This is a genomic window from Alistipes indistinctus YIT 12060 (genome assembly GCF_025144995.1).
Taxonomy (GTDB): Bacteria; Bacteroidota; Bacteroidia; order Bacteroidales; family Rikenellaceae; genus Alistipes_A; species Alistipes_A indistinctus.
Map to the genome: position 1 here is coordinate 1,503,711 of NZ_CP102250.1, position 19,720 is coordinate 1,523,430.

The 19,720-nt window shown below is 54.4% G+C and carries 16 protein-coding genes; 10 read left to right on the top strand and 6 right to left on the bottom strand.

What is annotated here, in order from left to right:
* Window positions 1-4 precede the first annotated feature (4 nt).
* Complete coding sequence (gene uvrB / locus NQ495_RS06400; RefSeq protein WP_009133781.1) at window positions 5-2,047, bottom strand: excinuclease ABC subunit UvrB; 2,043 nt, start codon at window positions 2,045-2,047, stop codon at window positions 5-7.
* A 91-nt stretch (window positions 2,048-2,138) separates the two neighbouring features.
* Between uvrB and NQ495_RS06405 the strand changes: the two genes are divergently transcribed.
* The 3 genes from NQ495_RS06405 to NQ495_RS06415 all read left to right on the top strand — a co-directional run bounded on the left by NQ495_RS06405 (window position 2,139) and on the right by NQ495_RS06415 (window position 5,549).
* Complete coding sequence (locus NQ495_RS06405) at window positions 2,139-2,726, top strand: manganese efflux pump MntP (protein ID WP_009133780.1); 588 nt, start codon at window positions 2,139-2,141, stop codon at window positions 2,724-2,726.
* Window positions 2,727-2,930: 204 nt separating this feature from the next.
* Window positions 2,931-4,889: a DNA primase gene (gene dnaG, locus NQ495_RS06410; protein WP_009133779.1), complete on the top strand. Its 1,959-nt coding sequence runs from the start codon at window positions 2,931-2,933 to the stop codon at window positions 4,887-4,889.
* Between the two features lie 177 nt (window positions 4,890-5,066).
* Complete coding sequence (locus NQ495_RS06415) at window positions 5,067-5,549, top strand: DUF2059 domain-containing protein (RefSeq protein WP_009133778.1); 483 nt, start codon at window positions 5,067-5,069, stop codon at window positions 5,547-5,549.
* Window positions 5,550-5,790: 241 nt separating this feature from the next.
* Here NQ495_RS06415 and galE read toward each other — a convergent pair whose 3' ends face one another.
* A complete protein-coding gene (gene galE, locus NQ495_RS06420) occupies window positions 5,791-6,816 on the bottom strand; it encodes a UDP-glucose 4-epimerase GalE (RefSeq protein WP_009133777.1) in 1,026 nt (341 codons plus the stop codon).
* Between the two features lie 120 nt (window positions 6,817-6,936).
* On the opposite strand from galE, the gene NQ495_RS06425 reads away from it, so the two are divergent.
* Window positions 6,937-7,905: a type I phosphomannose isomerase catalytic subunit gene (locus NQ495_RS06425; RefSeq protein WP_009133776.1), complete on the top strand. Its 969-nt coding sequence runs from the start codon at window positions 6,937-6,939 to the stop codon at window positions 7,903-7,905.
* Between the two features lie 149 nt (window positions 7,906-8,054).
* Here the strand turns inward: NQ495_RS06425 and NQ495_RS06430 are convergent, their stop codons facing one another.
* On the bottom strand, window positions 8,055-8,633 hold the full coding sequence (locus NQ495_RS06430; RefSeq protein ID WP_009133775.1) for a hypothetical protein: 579 nt from the start codon (window positions 8,631-8,633) through the stop codon (window positions 8,055-8,057).
* Between the two features lie 234 nt (window positions 8,634-8,867).
* On the opposite strand from NQ495_RS06430, the gene NQ495_RS06435 reads away from it, so the two are divergent.
* The 6 genes from NQ495_RS06435 (at window position 8,868) to cysK (ending at window position 16,253) form a co-directional block, all read left to right on the top strand.
* Window positions 8,868-9,302 (top strand): deoxycytidylate deaminase, encoded by a 435-nt coding sequence (locus NQ495_RS06435; RefSeq protein ID WP_009133774.1) that lies wholly within the window; start codon window positions 8,868-8,870, stop codon window positions 9,300-9,302.
* Window positions 9,303-9,310: 8 nt separating this feature from the next.
* Window positions 9,311-10,312 (top strand): DUF4435 domain-containing protein, encoded by a 1,002-nt coding sequence (locus NQ495_RS06440; RefSeq protein ID WP_009133773.1) that lies wholly within the window; start codon window positions 9,311-9,313, stop codon window positions 10,310-10,312.
* A 26-nt stretch (window positions 10,313-10,338) separates the two neighbouring features.
* Window positions 10,339-11,157 carry a serine O-acetyltransferase EpsC gene (gene epsC, locus NQ495_RS06445; protein ID WP_009133772.1) on the top strand — a complete coding sequence of 273 codons (819 nt, stop codon included), beginning with the start codon at window positions 10,339-10,341 and terminating at the stop codon, window positions 11,155-11,157.
* 89 nt (window positions 11,158-11,246) lie between these two features.
* Window positions 11,247-13,223 (top strand): LTA synthase family protein, encoded by a 1,977-nt coding sequence (locus NQ495_RS06450; RefSeq protein WP_050807965.1) that lies wholly within the window; start codon window positions 11,247-11,249, stop codon window positions 13,221-13,223.
* A 101-nt stretch (window positions 13,224-13,324) separates the two neighbouring features.
* Window positions 13,325-15,196, top strand: coding sequence for a DNA polymerase III subunit gamma/tau (locus NQ495_RS06455; RefSeq protein WP_259800928.1), 1,872 nt, complete (start codon window positions 13,325-13,327; stop codon window positions 15,194-15,196).
* A gap of 109 nt (window positions 15,197-15,305) precedes the next feature.
* Complete coding sequence (cysK, locus tag NQ495_RS06460) at window positions 15,306-16,253, top strand: cysteine synthase A (RefSeq protein WP_009133768.1); 948 nt, start codon at window positions 15,306-15,308, stop codon at window positions 16,251-16,253.
* Window positions 16,254-16,557: 304 nt separating this feature from the next.
* On the opposite strand, the gene NQ495_RS06465 is transcribed toward cysK, so the two are convergent.
* From NQ495_RS06465 to NQ495_RS06475, 3 genes are all read right to left on the bottom strand, one after another.
* Entirely contained in the window at window positions 16,558-17,262 is a 705-nt protein-coding gene (locus tag NQ495_RS06465; RefSeq protein WP_009133767.1) for a response regulator transcription factor, read from the bottom strand.
* Window positions 17,263-17,401: 139 nt separating this feature from the next.
* Window positions 17,402-18,703: an O-acetylhomoserine aminocarboxypropyltransferase/cysteine synthase family protein gene (locus tag NQ495_RS06470; protein WP_009133766.1), complete on the bottom strand. Its 1,302-nt coding sequence runs from the start codon at window positions 18,701-18,703 to the stop codon at window positions 17,402-17,404.
* Between the two features lie 388 nt (window positions 18,704-19,091).
* A complete protein-coding gene (locus tag NQ495_RS06475) occupies window positions 19,092-19,568 on the bottom strand; it encodes a GNAT family N-acetyltransferase (protein ID WP_009133765.1) in 477 nt (158 codons plus the stop codon).
* Between the last annotated feature and the right edge of the window lie 152 nt (window positions 19,569-19,720).

The window sequence follows — 19,720 nt, forward strand, 5'->3', positions numbered from 1 at the left end:
AAACTTATTTTTTCGGGCCGGGCCGTTTATCTGAAGCAGTGCCCTGCATCACTTTCTGCCGTTCCTGCAGCGCGTACATCTGGTCGCGATAACGGGCCGCAGCGGTAAAGTCGAGGTCGCGCGCCGCACTTTCCATCGCTTCGCGGGCCAAGCGGATCGCCACATCGATATCGCGGTCGGTCATATAGGCGGCCACCGGGTCGGCTGCGGCATCCAGACCCTGTACACCGAGAGTGTAATTGGCTCCTAACGATTCGCCCGACATAATTTTCGTACCGCTTTTGATCGCCTGCTTGGGCATCACGGCATGAGTCGCGTTGTAGTACAACTGTTTTTCGCGACGACGGTTCGTATCCTGGATCGACAGGCGCATCGAATCGGTAATCGTATCGGCATACATGATCACGCGACCGCCGACATTCCGGGCGGCACGGCCGGAAGTCTGCGTAAGCGACCGCGCACTCCGGAGGAAACCCTCTTTATCCGCATCCATAATCGCGACCAGCGACACTTCCGGCAGGTCGAGTCCCTCGCGCAGCAGGTTCACACCGATCAGCACGTCGAACAGCCCTGCACGCAGGTCGTCGAGAATTTGCACCCGCTCCAGCGTATCGACATCGGAATGGATGTAGCGGCAACGGATACCCATATGGTCGAAGTATTTATACAGCTCCTCGGCCATCCGTTTGGTCAGCGTCGTCACCAAAATCCGCTCGTCTACACGGGCGCGCTTATCGATCTCCTCGACCAAATCGTCGATCTGGTTGAAAGTCGGGCGAATTTCGACCGACGGATCGACCAAACCCGTCGGGCGTATAAACTGCTCGACCACTGCACCCTCCGATTTGATCAACTCATAATCGGCCGGGGTGGCGCTCACATAAATCACCTCGTTCTCGAGCGATTCGAACTCCTCGAAACGCAGCGGGCGGTTATCCACCGCCGCAGGCAACCGGTAACCGTATTCGACCAGGTTGTGCTTGCGCGAAGCATCGCCGCCGTACATCCCCCGGATTTGAGGTATCGTCACATGGCTCTCGTCGACAATCAGCAAAAAGTCCTTCGGGAAGTAATCGATCAGGCAAAACGGACGGCTGCCGGGCGCACGCCCGTCGAAATAGCGCGAATAGTTTTCGATGCCGGGACAGTACCCCAGCTCCTTGATCATCTCCAGATCGTACTCGACGCGCTGTTTGAGCCGGCGCGCCTCGACAGGACGGCCCACCGACTCGAAAAATTCGCACTGTTTGCCCAGGTCGAGCTGGATTTCGCGGATCGCACGCTCGATGCGTTCGCGCGTAGTGACGAACAGGTTGGCCGGATAGACCACGATCCGTTCCAGCGATTCGAGCCGCTGTCCCGTCATCGGGTCGACCGCATAAATCGCCTCGATCTCATTATCATAAAAAACGACCCGGTAACATTTGTCGCCATAAGCGATATAGATATCGACCGTATCGCCCTTCACACGGAACGTTCCCTGTTTGAACTCCGTTTCGCTGCGCGTGTAGAGCGCATCGACCAATCCGTACAGCAGTTTGTTGCGGCTGATGATATCGCCGACCTTCAGCGTGATCGAGGTGGCATGAAAATCTTCGGGATTACCGATACCGTAAATGCACGACACGCTCGACACGACAACGATGTCGTTACGCCCGCTCAGCAGGGACGAAGTCGTGCTCAGGCGCATCTTCTCGATCCCCTCGTTGATCGACAGGTCCTTTTCGATGTAGGTATCGGTCGTCGGCAAATAGGCTTCCGGTTGGTAATAGTCGTAATAGGAGACGAAATACTCGACGGCATTCTCAGGGAAAAAATTCTTGAATTCGCCGTACAGCTGTGCTGCAAGGGTCTTGTTATGGCTCAAGATCAGCGTCGGTTTGTTGAGCTGCGCAATGACGTTCGCCATCGTGAACGTTTTACCCGAACCGGTTACGCCCAGCAACGTGTTGTGGCGGCTGTGGCCGCGCAACGACGAAACGAGCTGTTCGATCGCTTCGGGCTGGTCGCCGGTAGGTTTATAATCCGATACCAATTTGAAATCCATGGTACAAAATTAGCTATTTTTAGAGAATTCTATGCGCGAAAAAGGGCTTTGTTCGGCGGGAAGTCGTACCTTTGCGGAAATTACCCGTTTTATGAATCTGGCCGCTATCCTGTTGCTCGGTATAGGTCTCAGTCTCGACACGTTCGCAGTCTCGCTGACGCTCGGCTTCGTCAGCGAACGCACTACACGACGCGAAAAAGTGCGTTTTCTGATCGTCATCGGACTGTTCCATTTTTTGATGATCCTTGCGGGTTGGCTGTTCGGCGCGAACGTCAGCCGCCTGATCGCCGATTACGACCATTGGATCGCCTTCTTCCTGCTCGCGTTCCTCGGCGCCAAGATGATTCGCGAAGGACTCTCCGCCGTCCAGGACGACGAGGTGGATTGCGACCTGCTTTCGCTGCGGAACACGCTGATGTTCGGCATCGCGCTGAGCATCGACGCACTGATCACAGGATTCAGCCTCGGCCTCGTGAAAGTACATCTCTATGACGGAAGTCCGTTGGGCAATATCTTGCTCGCCGCCGCGCTCATCGGCACGGCCGCCTTTTCGATTTCGGCCACAGGGATTCTCATCGGTAAACACGTCTCCTCGAAACTCGGCTCGAAAGCCGAAATTTTCGGAGGCGCGATCCTGATCCTGATCGGCTTGAAAGTCCTGTACGACCATTTGTTGTAAAAGTTTCCCGAAGCGCAAAACCCAAACAACAAGCCGGCACCTTCACCCGCCTTCCAATTTGCAATCCAAACCGACATTTCCACGCCGGTTATTCCCGTAATTTACACTCCCGCACCGCACTCTGTTTTTCCCGCTTCCGGTCCCGGCTATTCCCCGGCGGGTGTAACGGAAAAAAACGTATCTTTGGATCCGGAGAGACGCACCATGATCGATAAAGAGACAGTAGACCGCATTTTCGCCTCGGCAAATATCGTCGAGGTAATCAGCGATTTCGTGCAACTCAAAAAGAAAGGGGTCAATTACCAGGCATGCTGTCCGTTCCATAACGAAAAGACGCCTTCGTTTGTTGTCTCGCCGTCGAAAGGCCTTTTCAAATGTTTCGGCTGCGGGAAAGGCGGCAACGCCGTCACCTTCGTGATGGAGCACGAAAACATGACCTACCCCGAAGCGCTCAAATACGTGGCGAAAAAGTACGGCATCGAGGTGGCGGAACGGGAGCTCACCCCCGAGGAAGAGCGCCGCAACGACGACCGCGAAAGCATGATGGTCGTCTCGTCCTATGCCGCCGAATATTTCGCCAAAACACTGCATGAAACACCGGAGGGGCAAAACATCGGCATCGCCTATTTCCGCGAACGCGGCTTTTCCGACGCTACGATCCTTGCCTTCGGACTCGGTTACTGCCCCGGCGGCGGTGACACCTTCACACGGCAGGCGCTCAAAGAGGGCTACAAAGAGGAGTTCCTCGCCGCCACCGGACTGACCATCAAACGCGAAGACGGAACTTATTACGACCGGTTCAGCACACGTGTGATCTTCCCGATCCACGGCATCAGCGGTCGTGTCATCGCATTCGGCGGCCGTACGATGCGCACCGACAAGAAGGTAGCGAAATACCTCAACTCGCCCGAATCGGAAATCTACCACAAAAGCGACGTCCTTTACGGCCTTTATCAGGCCAAACGGGCCATTACGCAGGAGGATTGCTGCATCCTGGTCGAAGGTTACACAGACGTCATCTCGATGCACCAGTCGGGAATCGAGAATGTCGTCGCCTCATCCGGCACTTCGCTGACCGAAGGCCAAATCAGGCTGATCAGCCGGTTTACGAAAAACGTCACGGTGATTTACGACGGCGACAGCGCCGGGATCAAAGCGTCGTTACGGGGTATCGACATGATTCTGCGCGAAGGATTGAACGTACGGGTGGTACTGCTGCCCGACGGTGACGATCCCGACTCGTTCGCACGCAAGCACAACGCCACGGAGCTTCGTGATTTCATCCTGGGCCACGAAGAGGATTTCATCTCGTTCAAAACACGCCTGCTGCTCGACGAAGCGCAGGGCGACCCGCTGAAGAAAGCGGCGCTGATCTCCGACATCGTGCAGAGCATTTCGGTGATTCCCGATGCCATTACGCGCTCGGTCTATACGCGCGAATGCGCGAAACAGATGGAGATCGACGAACAGGTGTTGTTGCGTGAAATTGCACTCAAGCGCGTCGAACGTTCGGCCGGCAGCGAAGCGAAAGAGTTTGTCCGGCGGCAGGAGATCCTGCGCGGACGGGAATCGCCCCCGACCGCTCCGACGTTGCAAAAGCAGGTCATGCCTGGCAGCAGCACCGAAGAATTGGAACGCGAACTGATCAAATACCTCGTCAAATACGGCGACCAGTCGTTTGATTACAAAGAAGGGAAAGAGACCGTACAACTGAATGTGGCGGACGTGATCATCGGCGACCTCGAAAACAACGGCATCCGGCTGACCAATTCCGCCTACCGTACCATTTACGATGAGTACAAACAGCTATGGGAAGCGGGCGAACAAATCGAGATGCACCGTTTCATCAACCATGCCGACCCGACGGTCGCAACTGCGATCGTCGACCTGCTCACTTACGATGACAACTACACGGCCAGCAAGCTGTGGCAGAAACACGACATTATCGTCGAAAGCGAACAGGACCGCCTGCCGGTGGCCGTACCGCGCGTGGTCATCCTGTACAAATCGAAGGTGATCGAGACGATCATCGCCGAACTACAGCACAAGCTGTGCAACGAAGAGCTTTCGGAAGAGGAGCTCGGTACGGTGACACACCAAATTTCGGCACTGAACCAGGAGCGTATCCTGATCGCCAAAAAACTTTCCAGGCTGATTCTTTAGCACAAACGGACCGAAAAAAACAACTCGCTTACAACCAATATATTACCACACAACACCCACCTACCGAGCGGTCTCGGACTGGAAATCGGCCAACTCGAGATCACTCTTTCCTGCCCGTTACAACCGAATACAACAGCACCCCGTTCCGCACTGACTAATACACATAAAACTTTTATCATGAAAAAATTATTCCTGTTTACACTCGGGGCATTCCTCCTGTCCGGTTTTCAAGTCCACGCCCAATCGCCTGAATTCAATGCCAAGCTCAAACAGATGATGGAGATATCAGGCGCTAACGCAGTGCAACGGCAATTACCGGAACAGATGATACAAATGATGCAACAACAGATGCAACAAAATAGCAATCAGCTTTCGGAGAATACGATGCAGCAAATGAAAGTCCTATTCGACAATTCATTTACCCAGCTGATGGATCTGATGGTTCCTATTTACGCCAAGTACTATACGGAAGAGGATCTCGACAACATCATCCGTTTTTACGAAACTCCGTCTGGCCGGAGAATGGCGGATGCGCAACCCAAAATCGCTACCGATGCCATGGGGGTCGCCCAACAATGGGCAATGCAGTTCGCCCAAAAGATGGGGGAAATCTTCAAATCAGCCCAAGCCAGCGAACCGAGTTCTGTCCCCGGTAAATAAACGGCTACAAACCGGCCCCACGTCAAACACCCGATGGAGACCGTAGTACAAAAAAGAAACGGCTGCCCGCTGGGCAGCCGTTTCCCCCTATAAGTTACACCGAGTAAGATTGCTACGGGGCTTCGCTCTTTTAGGCCGTTGTTCTGCTTATATACACTGCCCGTAACACGGGTACTATCGACATTTCCATAAGCCAACCGGCAAATCATACCGATCCGTATTCAGAGCAATTGGGTCGGACTTACTTGATCCCGCGCAGCCGTTTTTCCCAATTCCATGCAGAAAGCAGCGTCTCACCCGTAGAACGCTGCGCCTTCCAACCCAGTTCCCGGTTTGCAAAGGAGGTATCGGCCCAGATTTTCTCGATGTCGCCGGCCCGGCGTCCGACAATCTTGTGGTTCACTTTGACACCGGTAGCCTTTTCGAACTCAGCAATCAGCTCCAGTACCGACAGGCCCTTGCCTGTTCCGACATTGAAGAATTCGTAATTGCCTTTGCTTTTACCGCCGGTCATCCGGTCGACCGCCACTACGTGCGCACGGGCCAGGTCGGTCACATCGATGTAATCGCGGACCGCCGAGCCGTCCGGGGTATCGTAATCGTCGCCGAAAACGCTCAGGCACTCGCGAAGCCCAGCAGCCGTCTGGGTAATGAAGGGCACCAGGTTCATCGGTACCCCCTTGGGCAATTCGCCGATCAAAGCCGACGGATGGGCGCCGATCGGGTTGAAATAACGCAGTGCGATTCCATAAATGGCCGGATAGGCATGTACCGTATCCCGCAGGATATCCTCGCAAATCTGCTTCGTATTGCCATAGGGCGACTGAGCGCTCTGGCGCGGCGTTTGCTCCGTAACCGGCAGCACCTCGGGCTGGCCGTATACCGTGCAGGAGGACGAGAAAACGATATTGCGAACACCTTTGTCACGCATCAGTTCGAGGATGGTGATAAGCGACTGGAGGTTATTCCGGTAGTAAAGCAACGGTTTGTCGACCGATTCACCCACCGCCTTCGACGCCGCGAAATGGATGATCGAATTGAACTTATACTTATCGAAGATACGGGCCATCGCCTCTTTGTCGGTGCAATCCACCTGTTCGAAGGGAACCTCTACGCCGGTAATCTTGCGAACACCCTCGACCGCACCGAATTCGGAGTTCGACAAGTTGTCGACGATCACCACATCGTATCCGGCCCCGATCAACTCGACGGTCGTGTGCGAACCGATATACCCGGCTCCACCTGTAACCAATACTGTCTCTTTCATCTTTTCCAGCTCTGTTAGATTTGTTATTTTCCCGTTATCAATGAGCTCCAAAGGTATGAATTATCGTGATAAAAGTGTACTTTTGCAACTACAAAATCGCACAATCAAAAACGTTAGAATATGCTCTACCCCCTGAAATTCAACCCCCTGTTCGAAGAACGAATCTGGGGTGGCGACCAGCTCCGCCGCAAAATGGACAAAAAGCTGCCCGAAGGCAAACTCATCGGCGAAAGCTGGGAACTTTCCGCCGTGCCGGGGAACGTTTCGGTCGTCGCCAACGGCAAACTAGCCGGAAACAGCCTCGAAGAGTTGATCGAAGTATACATGGGTGAACTGGTAGGCGACAAGATTTACAATAAATTCGGCCTGCTGTTTCCGTTGTTGATCAAGCTGATCGACGCACAGGACGCGCTTTCGATCCAGGTGCATCCGAACGACAAACTTGCACTGGAACGCCATAACTCGTACGGCAAAACCGAAATGTGGTACGTAATCGACAGCGAAAAAGACGCCGAATTGTGCCTCGGGTTCAACCGCCCAGTCACCAAAGAGGAGTACCTGCGCCACGTAGCCGACGGCACACTGGCCGACATCCTCGCACGCATGCCGGTCAAACCCGATAACGCCTATTTTATTCCGGCGGGTGCGATCCATGCAATCGGCAAAGGTATCCTGATCGCCGAAATCCAGCAGACTTCGGACATCACCTACCGCGTATTCGACTGGAACCGGGTGGACAAGAACGGCAAAGGTCGCGAACTGCATACCGACCTGGCTGCCGATGCGATCAACTTCGCTCCCGACCAACACTACGACGTCACGCACAAGCCCGAAATGAACAGGTCGGTCAACCTGGTCGAATGCCCTTATTTCACTACCAATGTGATTGAGGTCAAAGGCCAGCTCGTACGTTCTTACGAAGCGCTGGATTCATTCGTGATCTACATGATCCTCGAAGGAAACCTCACGTTGAAATGGAACGGCGGCAGCGAAACCGCCGTCAAAGGCGAAACCATCCTCATCCCGGCCTGCATCGAGCAGGTCACCCTCGAAGGAGAGGGGAAACTGCTGGAGATTTACATCGACTAGCCGTTACCATCGGGACCTGTCCGCAATCCGGATTTACGGCATATTATGAACGCAGGCGAAGTTTCGGACTTCGCCTGCGTTTTGCACTGTCATACCGTATCGTGCGAAAATATTTTACTGCCGCACATCCTACTCCGACGCTCGACAGACTATGACTTTTTCGTATTGTTGGCAATAGCGGCCAACGCACGGTAGACTTCTGCAACCACACGAGCAACGATCACGATCAGGAACCCGTAAATCGGGAAAAGGACGATTCCCATAAAGCTGAAATCGAGGAAACCGAAGCCGAGCGCACGGTTCATCAGGAACATATCGTCACCCAAAATCAAAGACAACAACAACGACAGCAAACCGCCCACAACGGCGATCCATGTTCCGGCCCACTCGCCGGCCGTCTGGATAAAATCCGAAAAGACGGGTATCGCGATAAAATCATCGCCTTGCTTCGACGATTGCATGATCCGGTTTTTGCGGTTCCACCAGATCTGGAAACTGATCCAGCCACCCAAAGCCAACACAAGAAAAGCAATGATAAAAGCAATAACCACCTTCCCGCCGGCATGGAACACCCCCAAACGGCAGGACTGCGCCAGAACGATCAGCGGAAACAACAGGTTCAGAACAGCCAATACACTATACAACCAACAGAACGGCTGGCGGAAAAAACGGCCCGAATCGATATAATCGAGATAGGGTCGGACGAAAGTAAAAAACTTGCTTTCCATAGGTCTTGAATTTTGGTTAGACAAAATTTCCGGGGGAGGCGAAACGCCCGTAAAGCAGTTAAATATACTAAAATAATATTGGAACATCCAACAACTGCACAACAATTAACCCGCTGATAAACAGCTATACCTGCCGCAAATGCACGAAGGCATTGGATAACGGATGAAAATCCATATATTTGTAAACGGGATTTTCACAGAGAGTCCCTCGATGCTCTTTTCAACACGATATTTATGGGATACAAGGAAGAGAAACAGCGCCAGCTCGATATCCGTTACATGAAAATGGCCCGTATCTGGGCCGAAAATTCATACTGCGTACGGCGTCAGGTCGGCGCGCTGATCGTCCGGGACAAGATGATCATTTCGGACGGCTATAACGGCACTCCGTCAGGCTTCGAGAACATTTGCGAGGACGAAGCGGGAAAAACGAAACCTTATGTCCTGCACGCCGAGGCGAACGCAATCACGAAGGTAGCCAAATCGAACAACAGCAGCGAGGGCGCAACGCTCTACGTCACCTCATCGCCTTGTATCGAATGTGCGAAACTGATCATCCAGAGCGGCATCCGCCGGGTAGTCTATGCCGACTCGTACCACAGTTCGGACGGCATCGAATTGCTGGAGCGCGTAGGAATCGAGGTGGTGTGCGTAGAACTGTCCGAATAAACCGACCGATGAAAAAACAGAAACGCTACTACCGCGAAGAACCACAACCCGCCACGCTTCCCATCGTTTCGCGTTATGCGAACGGAGATTACCGGCTGGTGAAGGTATTTGTCGAAGGATACGACGACGTGGCTTTCTGGCGCGGCATTTTCGACGACTACGAAACCGACCGGCTCAAATTCGAAATCAGCGTTCCTCCGCGGCAGGACCTGGCCAAAGGCAAGCGCGTATTGCTGGATATGATTCCCGAAAGCAGCCCCGACCTGCTGCTGTGCGTGGACAGCGATTTCGACTACCTGTTCGACGGCCACACCGAGCAGTCGCGGTTGGTGAACGAATCGCCCTACCTGTTCCACACCTACGCCTACGCAACGGAAAATTACCTGTGCCATCCTCCTTCGTTACACCGTATCTGTGCGAAAGCGACCAAAAACGATACGCTGATTTTCGACTTCGAAGCTTTCCTCAGGGAGTATTCGCGCATCATCTACCCGCTGTTTTTGTGGTACGCCTATTCGGCACGGCGCAAGAGTGAACGGGCTTTCTCGCTGATCGACTTCCGTACCAGCGTGAGGCTCAACTACCTCGACTTGCGCGACAACGGGCAACCCACGCTGGAATGGCTCCAGCGGCAGGCCGACAAACGGCTGCACGCACTGGAAGTACACAACCGGGACTGGACACACGAAGTGCGCCTCTTCGGCGAACAAATCGCCGAATACGGCGTCACGCCGTACAACGTCTACTACTTCATGCAGGGACACACGCTGTTGGACAACGTTATCATCACGCTGCTGCACGCCGTTTGCGACAAATTGCGCGACATCACCACACAGCGCATCAATATGGGCACGAAACAGGGCGTTGCGCTGAAAAACGAGATCAGCAACTACAACAACGCTCTGCGGAACGTACGCGAGGTACTGCTCGACAACGAGCATTACAAAGACTGCTTCCTTTACCACAAATTGCAAAACGATATCGAGCGCTACGTCGCCTCGCTGAAATAAACCGGAACAGAATTAGCATACCGCATATGGCCGACGCTATCAAAAATTTTCCCGCACGCCTCTACAAAATGACCGAAACTTTCTGCCACGAGGTTCCTTCGCAGGTAGCGGTACGCCGTTTTGTCGACGAACTGACCAATGTGATGTTCCCCGTGCGCGACGACAAGCACATCTCCGAAGTGCAGATCGCCGCCCGCTGGGAAAAACTCCAACAGGATTTTCTAAAAATCATTTGTCCTCTTTGCTCTTGCAAGCAAGTCGACTGCAAAGAACTGACTCAAAAGTTTTTCGGCGAGATACCGTTGGTTTACACCGGATTGGTGCGGGATGCGGAAATGTACAGCACCTGCGATCCCGCCTCTTACTGCATCGAAGAAGTTATCCTGTGCTACCCGGGATTCTACGCCATCATGGTTTACCGCATCGCCCACATCGCCTACCGCCTGCAGATCCCGGTACTGCCCAGGGTGATGACCGAGTACGCGCACAGCCAGACCGGAATCGACATCAACCCCGGCGCGCAGATCGGCCCCCATTTCTACATCGACCACGGCACCGGCATCGTGATCGGCGAAACGACGGTAATCGGCAAGAACGTATGCCTCTATCAAGGCGTTACCCTCGGAGCGACCTACGTGGACAAAGAGCTGCGCGGACAACAGCGCCATCCGACCATCGAGGACAATGTCATCATTTATGCCGGGAGCACGATCCTCGGCGGCAACACGGTAATCGGCCACGACACGGTGATCGGCGGCAACGTCTGGCTCACCGAATCGGTTCCCCCGCACTCGACCGTCTACCATAAACCCGAGATCCGCATCAAATCAAAGAAACAGACATAAGTTCTCCTCATCGACTACTTTAACCTGGTGCAAGCCATCCGTTCGGGGTACCGTTTCTTCGAAATAGCCGTTTTGAGATTTCCCATCCGATGAAAAACAGCACTAAAAACCTTTTACAAAGATTCTTGAAAAACGACGCGACTACGCTCCTGTTGCGATTGGCGCTGCTTTACATTCTGTGGTTTCTTTGCCGGATCGTTTTCTACCTGCAGAACGCCGGATTGGTCGGCCCGTTGGAGTGGAATGAAATACCGGGACTGTTGCGCGGTGCGGGCATGTTCGATACGGCTTCGATCCTGTACGTCAACGCGCTGTTCATCCTGCTGTCGCTGCTACCGTTCCGGTTCCGCGAAACAAGACGGTACCAGCGAATACTGTGCTGGCTCTACACCGTTACCAACGCGCTCGCGCTGATCGTCAACTCCGCCGACGGCATCTATTTCCATTACGCCCGCAAACGGTTCACCTCGGACGAACTCTCCTACCTGCATAATAACGACAACACCGGAACGGTCGTTCTCAAAGGTCTGGCCGAGAACTGGTATATCGTCCTGTGGTGCGCATTGCTGATTGCCGCGATGGTGTGGGTTTACCGCCGTATCAAAGCGATGCCCACGCGGATTGAAAACCGATGGGCCTATTTCGGCATTAACCTCGCCGTGCTGGCCGTTGCGATCGGACTGGTCATGGGCGGCATCCGCGGCGGGTTCAGCCGCCAGACACGGCCGATCACCCTCAGTAACGCGACCCTCTATACGGCCTCCAACCTGAAAGCGAACCTGATCCTGAGCAACCCGTTCTGCCTGATCCGGACGCTCGGCAACAAGGCGATCGTTTATGAGAAATTTTTCGACCAGGCTACGCTCGACTCGCTGTACGCCCCTTACCACCATCCCGACGGCGGGGCTCCCTCGCTGGGCAAGCGCAATATCGTTCTCTTCGTACTCGAAAGTTTCAGCGGTGAACATTCGGCACTGCTCAACCCGGACCTTTACCCGGACGGAAAAGGTTTTACCCCGTTTCTCGACTCGCTGATGCGCGAAGGATACTACTTCACCAATGCCTTCGCCAACGGTCACAAGTCGATCGAAGCACTGCCGTCGATCCTTTCGTCGATCCCGTCGTACGAAACGCCTTTCGTACTGCTGCCACAGGCGGTGGCCCCGATGGACGCACTGCCGAAAATCCTGCACGACGAGGGCTACGGGACCTCGTTCTTCAACGGCTCGGCGCGCGGATCGATGGGGTTCGGCGCTTACGCCTCGCAAGCCGGCATCCAGCACTATTACAGCCGCGAAGACTATGAACAGGCGCAGGGTACCGGCGATTTCGACGGCTACTGGGGTATTTGGGACGAACCGTTTCTGCAGTACATGGCCAGGCAACTGAATACGATGCCTCAACCCTTCTTCGCCTCGGTTTTCACCCTCACTTCACACCACCCGTTCGTCGTACCCGAACAATACCGGAACACGCTGCCGGCCGGCAAAACCAAAGTGCATAAAGGGGTAGCCTATACCGACCTCGCGATCCGCCGTTTCATGGAGACCGCCTCGCAAGAGTCCTGGTACGACCACACGATTTTCGTCTTCGTCGCCGACCATGTCTCGTCGGAAACCTTCGCGCCGAAAACGCTCACGCCCACCGGTAACAGTCACATCATCTGCTTGCTGTACACGCCCGACGGCGCGATCAAAGGTTCCGATGCGCGCGTCACGCAGCAGATAGACCTGATGCCGACGCTATTGGGCCTGACCGGCTATGCAAAGCCGTACTTCGCTTTCGGGCGCGACGTGCTGCGCGAAAACGACCGTGCAGCAATGGCCGTAAACATGACAGGAGAGAATTACCAGGCGATTACCGATTCGCTCGTGCTTTTCTTCGACGGACACAAAACCGTGTCGGCCTATGCCCGCACCGACACGCTGCAACGACACGATATCGCGTCCGAACGCACATCCTATCTGGAACAGGTTGAACGCGACCTGAAAGCGCGCCTGCAACAATATTACCAGCACGTCGAGAAGAGCGACTACCTCGTAAAAGAGGATTCCACGGGGCGGTAAACCGCCATTTTTTACTATCTTTGTTCGACGCCGGGCCGGAATCCGTTCATTACTCCGGGAGTCCTGGCGACACCGTAACGCCGGCAACGCCTTTTGATCCTATGGACAACTTCATTGTATCCGCACGCAAATACCGTCCCGCCGCTTTTGCTTCGGTGGTGGGCCAGTCGCATATCACCTCGACGCTAAAAAACGCGATCAGCCGCGGTCAGCTGGCACACGCCTACCTCTTCTGCGGACCGCGCGGCGTGGGCAAGACCACCTGCGCGCGTATCTTCGCCAAAGCGATCAACTGCCTCAACCCGACCGCAGATGCCGAAGCGTGCAACGAATGCGAATCGTGCAAAGCCTTCAACGAAAACCGCTCGTTCAACATCCACGAGCTCGACGCCGCGTCGAACAACTCGGTGGACGACATCCGCAACCTGATCGATCAGGTGCGCATCCCACCGCAGGTAGGCCGCTACAGCGTCTACATCATCGACGAGGTGCACATGCTCTCCCTGCAGGCGTTCAACGCATTCCTCAAAACGCTCGAAGAACCGCCCGCACACGCGGTATTCATCCTTGCGACGACCGAAAAGCACAAGATTATCCCGACGATCCTCTCGCGATGCCAGATTTACGATTTCAACCGCATCCGGGTCGAGGACGGGGTGGAGTATCTCAAATACATCGCTTCGCAGGAGGGCGTTACCTACGACGACGAATCGCTGCACATCATCGCCCAAAAGGCCGACGGAGGGATGCGCGACGCGCTGTCGATGTTCGACAAGGTGGTTTCGTTCTGCGGATCGAACCTCACGATCAAAGAGGTCGCCGGCACACTGAACGTACTCGATTACGACACTTATTTCACCATCACGCAACAGATTCTCGCGGGTAACTACACAGAAGCGCTGCTGCTGTTCGACGACGTACTGCGCAAAGGCTTCTCGGGCCAGACCTTCGTAGCGGGACTGAACAACCACTTCCGCGACCTGCTGATGTGCAAAAACCCGCAGACGCTGCCGCTGCTGGAGGTGACCGGCAGTGTAGCGGAACGCTACAAAACACAGGCGGCCGAATGCAGTGTCCCGTTACTGTTCGAAGGGATCAATCTCCTGACGGCGATAGACTCGGGATTGCGAACCGCGACAAACCAACGTCTGCACGTCGAACTGGGCCTGATGAAACTCTGCGGGCTCGGTCAAAAAAAAAACAGTGACGCCTTAACACCTTCGTTGCCCGTATTGGAACGGAGGGATACCCCCGGAATGCAACCGGCGGAACGGACTGCCGTACCCGAAACATCCCGGGCCACACCCCAGGTTACAGCTTCGCAACCCGTTACACCCGCCACAGTTCCTGCACCGCCGACTACGACTCCAGTGCCGTCCCCGCCAGTAACAACGGCGGCAACTCCGACATCCGGTGCAACTCCCCGGGCGGCAGCGCAACCTGCGATTCCGGCAACTCCCGTATCGTCCGCAGCTTCCACAAAAGCCAATACCGCAACGGGACTTCCGGGAGGCATATCGCTATCGGGACGCTCGATCAGCTCGATCCTGCAGGCTCCCGTGGCCGTTTCCGAAAACATGGAAGAAGAGGAGGGCGACGAAGAACCGATAGAGATCGACGAAGATACCGAAACGGCTCTGATTGCCGGATGCGCACGATTCTCGCAAGAGCTGATGCAGGAACGGCCGCGCATGGGGGTATTATTCCAGGATGCCCGGGTCAGCGGCAATTGCATCAACCTGACTGTTCCGAACGAATCTTCCTACGACGAACTGATGCACAGCCTCGCCGAAATGAAATACCGGCTCGGCGAACTAAGCGGACTGCGGGTCCCCATCGAGTTCAACGTCACGATCAAAGCCAACCCCAAAGGCCTTAAACCGATCAAGGTGGAGGACCGGTTACGCTACCTCACGGACAAAAATCCATTGCTGACCAAACTGCGCAAGGAGCTCGAACTGGACGTGGAATAACATATCCAGGCCGTATCGGGTAAAAATACCATATTCGTGGGATTGCCTCACCGCACTGCAAGGCATTATCTTTGTACCACAAGAGAAAAGCCAACTAAACATCGAAGCCATGTCAAAAATCGCAAAAAAACTGACCGACCTGATCGGCAATACCCCCCTGCTAGAACTTTCGAACTTCAATAAGAAATACGCGCCGAACGCTGCCATCATCGGCAAGCTGGAATATTTCAATCCGGGCGGCAGCGTCAAAGACCGCATCGCATTGGCAATGATCGAAGACGCTGAAAACAGAGGGTTGCTCAAACCGGGCAGCGAGATCATCGAGCCGACCAGCGGCAACACCGGAGTGGGCCTTGCGCTCGTCGCAGCGGCCAAAGGTTATAAACTGACGTTAACAATGCCTGACACGATGAGTATCGAACGGCGCAATTTGCTGAAAGCGCTCGGAGCGAATATCGTGCTGACGCCGGGTGCGGAAGGGATGAAAGGGGCTATCGCAAAGGCAGAAGCGCTACGCGACGAGCATCCGGGAGCGATCATCCTGCAACAATTCGAAAATCCGGCCAATCCGGCCGTACACAAACGCACGACCGCCGAAGAGATATGGCGCGACACCGACGGGAAAGTCGATATTTTCATAGCCGGCGTCGGTACCGGCGGTACCGTCAGCGGGGTCGGTGCACGGCTCAAAGAGTTAAACCCGAAAATCAGGATCGTTGCCGTCGAACCGGCCGATTCGCCCGTCCTTTCGGGGGGTAAACCGGGTCCGCACAAAATCCAGGGTATCGGCGCAGGATTCATTCCGAAAACATACAATGCGGCGGCGGTAGACCAGATCATCACGGTGTCGAATGACGACGCCATCCGCACTTCCCGCGAACTTGCCTGTACCGAAGGCCTGCTGGTCGGTATCTCGGCCGGCGCCGCGACCTATGCGGCTACGCAACTGGCGGCCGATCCAAAAAATAAAGGCAAAGAGATCGTCGTATTGCTGCCCGATACCGGCGAACGTTACCTGTCCACGGTATTGTACGCATTCGACGAATATCCTTTATAACGGAAGAACGGAAAGCGAGTACAACTGCTGTAAGAGCATCAGGGGATGAGGCAACCTCTGCTACGAGATATGACCGCTCATGCGGTCCTGCTCTTCAATAAAACAGGAACTTAACCTCAAAACCGTTTTTCACCTCAACCCTGCAAATGATAAATCCCTATTTATTCGCCCCGTACAGCATCCTGGCACGTGCTTGAACTACAATCCACTCCCCTGCCGCAGAAGAGTGCTCTCCCGGGTAAATTTACTTGATCACGCAAAAAAAATTTACTGGAAAATAAGCATCTAACAAAAAACATTCGGTTCAGATACAATATTCCGCCACGTCGATAATTCCCGCCCGCATGGCATACTTCGTCGCCTCATGCACGTTATTTACGCCGAGTTTGCGAAAGATATTCTTTCGGTGCGTGATAACGGTGTGGAACGAAACATAACGGTCAGCAGCAATTTCACGCGTCGTGCGCCCCAATGCGATTTCACGCAAAACAGCCTGTTCGGTCGGGGTCAGCGAATGTACGGAAGGCATCGAAACAACCGGATGCAGCATCCCGGACGATACGGTGTCCGCAGACATCCCACCCGTACCGGACTGTTCGGGGTACGCCGGCGTATCACGGATCGACTCACAGACGTACCCCCTGCCCTGCATTACGGCTTCAAACGCGGCCTCTATCTCATCCGAATCGCATCTTTTGAGTACCACGCCGAAAGGCCTCTCCCCACGCAAACTACAATGCAACAGTGAACCGACCAGGGTCTCCGAGAAGAGCATCCAACCGCTGCACGGATACCGATCGCGTAAAATGCAAAGTTCTTCGACCCGGTTGAAATCGAACCACGCGTAATCCAGAATGACGACTGCATCGGGAGCCAGTCGCAAATTCCGGATCAAATCACTCTTACTCCGGGCTTCGCAAACAGCACCCACAGCCGGGTTACGAGCAAACAATGCCCGCAATCCGGCCCGGGTAATATCCTGGTTATCGGCAATAATTAATGTCCTCATTCCTCAAAGCCGCTTTTCACCGGCGGCAGCACGGCAATTTAACGAGAAACGAACAATCCCGCAAACAAAGAGCCCTGTGATATGTCTTCCGGCCTGTTTCCGCACATCGGGAATGCCTTCTTTTGCGGCGCCTTTAACTTCACACACCCGTCAAGGCATCGTCCAGATCGATTTTCAGGTCCTCAATATCTTCGATACCGAGCGACAACCGCAATTGGTTCGGATAGACGCCCGCCCGGACAAGTTCGTCGGCCGGCAACTGCGAATGGGTTGTCGAAGCCGGATGGATAATCAGCGTTTTCGCATCGCCGACATTGGCCAGGTGGCTGATCAGCTCCAACCGGCCGATCACTTCGGCAGCCTGCCCGGCATCGCCTTTCACCCGGAACGACAAAACACCGCCGAAGCCGTGGCGCAGGTATTTCTTCGCCAAAACATGGTGCGGATTTTCTTCCAGCCCCGGATAATTCACACTTTCGATTTTAGGATGCTTCTGTAACCAACGGGCGAGCTCCAATGCGTTGTCCACACTTCTCTGTACCCGTAGCGACAGCGTTTCGAGCCCCTGCAGCAACTGGAATGCGTTGAACGGACTAAGCGTGGGCCCAAAATCGCGCAACCCTTCACCGCGCGTACGGATTGCAAACGCAATATTACCGAACGGACTGCCCGCACCGAATGTTTCCCAGATATTCAGGCCGTGATAACTATCCGACGGTTCACTCAGCGCAGGATAACGTCCGTTGCCCCAATCGAAATTACCCCCGTCGACGACGACTCCACCAAGACTCGTCCCATGGCCGCCGATCCACTTCGTCGCAGAGTGGGTCACCACATTCACTCCCCACTCCAGCGGCCGGCACAGATATCCGCCGGCGCCGAACGTGTTGTCGGTCACGACGGCAATGCCGTGCCTGCGGGCCACCTCCACGATCGGCTCGAAATCGGGAACGTTAAATTCCGGATTGCCGATCGTCTCCAGGTAAATCGCTTTGGTCTTGTCGTCGATCAGTGAAGCGACCGAAGCCGGATCGTCGCCATTTGCAAAACGGACCTCGATGCCCAGACGACGAAAGGCAACTTTGAACTGGTTATGGGTTCCACCGTAGATATAGGAGGTACTGACAATGTTATCGCCCGTTTCCGCCAGGTTACCGATGGCCAGAAATTGCGCAGCCAGTCCAGATGCGGCCGCTACAGCAGCCGTTCCGCCTTCGAGGGCGGCGACCCGCTCTTCGAAAACGGCGGTGGTCGGATTGGTCAGGCGGGTATAGATATTGCCGAACTTGCGCAGCGCAAAGCGGTCGGCACCATCCTGCGCATCGTCGAACACATAGGATGTAGTCTGGTAAATGGGTACGGCACGGGAACCGGTAACAGAATCGGGTACCTGTCCGGCGTGGACCTGCAACGTGTCAAAGCGGTAATTTTTCTTGCTCATGGTTTTATCGATTAAATGTTTTTATAAGATTTAACGGATTCGGTTCGATGTTATCGGGTCATCTCCATGTCGGGCCGGTATCCTGTCCGGGCACTTCTCCGCCGGAACCCCTCTTGCAGTAAACCCGGCTAAAACAAAAAAAGCCCGGCTTAACAGCCGGACTTCTATGGTGTCTACTCAATACGTAAAGGTTCGATCAAGGCAACAGCGGAAGTGTCCGGCATAAGCTGGAAGGCATACACATGGACATCATCATACGGCTGTTGTAATTCATCACTATTCGTATATCGTTCTTTGGCAAATATAGCGATTCCGGGCCAGGTTGAATCTTTTGCCTCCATTTTTTAACATAAAAATAACACGGTAAAAATGGAAACAACCGGACAATTCAGCTCAGCGTTTTGTACATCAAAAAGTTAGTCAACAAAACGCCGCCTCGATCGATTTGCTGTTCCCGATCCACCCGATAACCTTTTCGCTCAAAAAAGGGCCGGGCCGTCAAACTCACTTCGGAAGTGATCCGAACGGCACCCTGCATATGCGCATATGCTTCCGCCTGCTCCAACAATCCCGATCCGATGCCCCGGCTTTGGTATTCCGCATGCACGAACAGCGAATGTAGATACCCCCGATCGACTGCTGTAAAACCGAGTATCGCTCCATCCGTATCCCGTTCGGCAAGAATAAACCGGAGCGCTCCGGAGAAGAGCCCGTCCCACCGCTTCGGCGTTGCGCCTCCCGTCCAGGCTGCAATCTGTTCCGGTGAATAGTCCCGGCTGTTGATACGACAAACCGTCTCCCGAAACAGTTCAGCCAATACACCGATATCCTTTTTTGTTCCATTCCGAAAATGAATGGATTCCATAATCAGCTCCTTTTAATTTTGTGTAACACACTCCGATGAACGGTACCCTACACAGTATTTTCACACGTTTTAACAGCTTTCCCGATCACTCACGACCGGATTGCCGGGAAATTTACACAATGGCTACATCCGGCGACAAGATACAAAAACCG

Coding starts and splice junctions, on each gene's coding strand:
- cysK (WP_009133768.1), top strand. CDS start 15,306: ATGTCAAAAATCGCAAAAAAACTGACCGACCTGATCGGCAATACCCCC.
- NQ495_RS06465 (WP_009133767.1), bottom strand. CDS start 17,262: ATGAGGACATTAATTATTGCCGATAACCAGGATATTACCCGGGCCGGA.
- NQ495_RS06425 (WP_009133776.1), top strand. CDS start 6,937: ATGCTCTACCCCCTGAAATTCAACCCCCTGTTCGAAGAACGAATCTGG.
- epsC (WP_009133772.1), top strand. CDS start 10,339: ATGGCCGACGCTATCAAAAATTTTCCCGCACGCCTCTACAAAATGACC.
- NQ495_RS06405 (WP_009133780.1), top strand. CDS start 2,139: ATGAATCTGGCCGCTATCCTGTTGCTCGGTATAGGTCTCAGTCTCGAC.
- dnaG (WP_009133779.1), top strand. CDS start 2,931: ATGATCGATAAAGAGACAGTAGACCGCATTTTCGCCTCGGCAAATATC.
- uvrB (WP_009133781.1), bottom strand. CDS start 2,047: ATGGATTTCAAATTGGTATCGGATTATAAACCTACCGGCGACCAGCCC.
- NQ495_RS06475 (WP_009133765.1), bottom strand. CDS start 19,568: ATGGAATCCATTCATTTTCGGAATGGAACAAAAAAGGATATCGGTGTA.
- NQ495_RS06430 (WP_009133775.1), bottom strand. CDS start 8,633: ATGGAAAGCAAGTTTTTTACTTTCGTCCGACCCTATCTCGATTATATC.
- galE (WP_009133777.1), bottom strand. CDS start 6,816: ATGAAAGAGACAGTATTGGTTACAGGTGGAGCCGGGTATATCGGTTCG.
- NQ495_RS06415 (WP_009133778.1), top strand. CDS start 5,067: ATGAAAAAATTATTCCTGTTTACACTCGGGGCATTCCTCCTGTCCGGT.
- NQ495_RS06450 (WP_050807965.1), top strand. CDS start 11,247: ATGAAAAACAGCACTAAAAACCTTTTACAAAGATTCTTGAAAAACGAC.
- NQ495_RS06455 (WP_259800928.1), top strand. CDS start 13,325: ATGGACAACTTCATTGTATCCGCACGCAAATACCGTCCCGCCGCTTTT.
- NQ495_RS06435 (WP_009133774.1), top strand. CDS start 8,868: ATGGGATACAAGGAAGAGAAACAGCGCCAGCTCGATATCCGTTACATG.
- NQ495_RS06470 (WP_009133766.1), bottom strand. CDS start 18,703: ATGAGCAAGAAAAATTACCGCTTTGACACGTTGCAGGTCCACGCCGGA.
- NQ495_RS06440 (WP_009133773.1), top strand. CDS start 9,311: ATGAAAAAACAGAAACGCTACTACCGCGAAGAACCACAACCCGCCACG.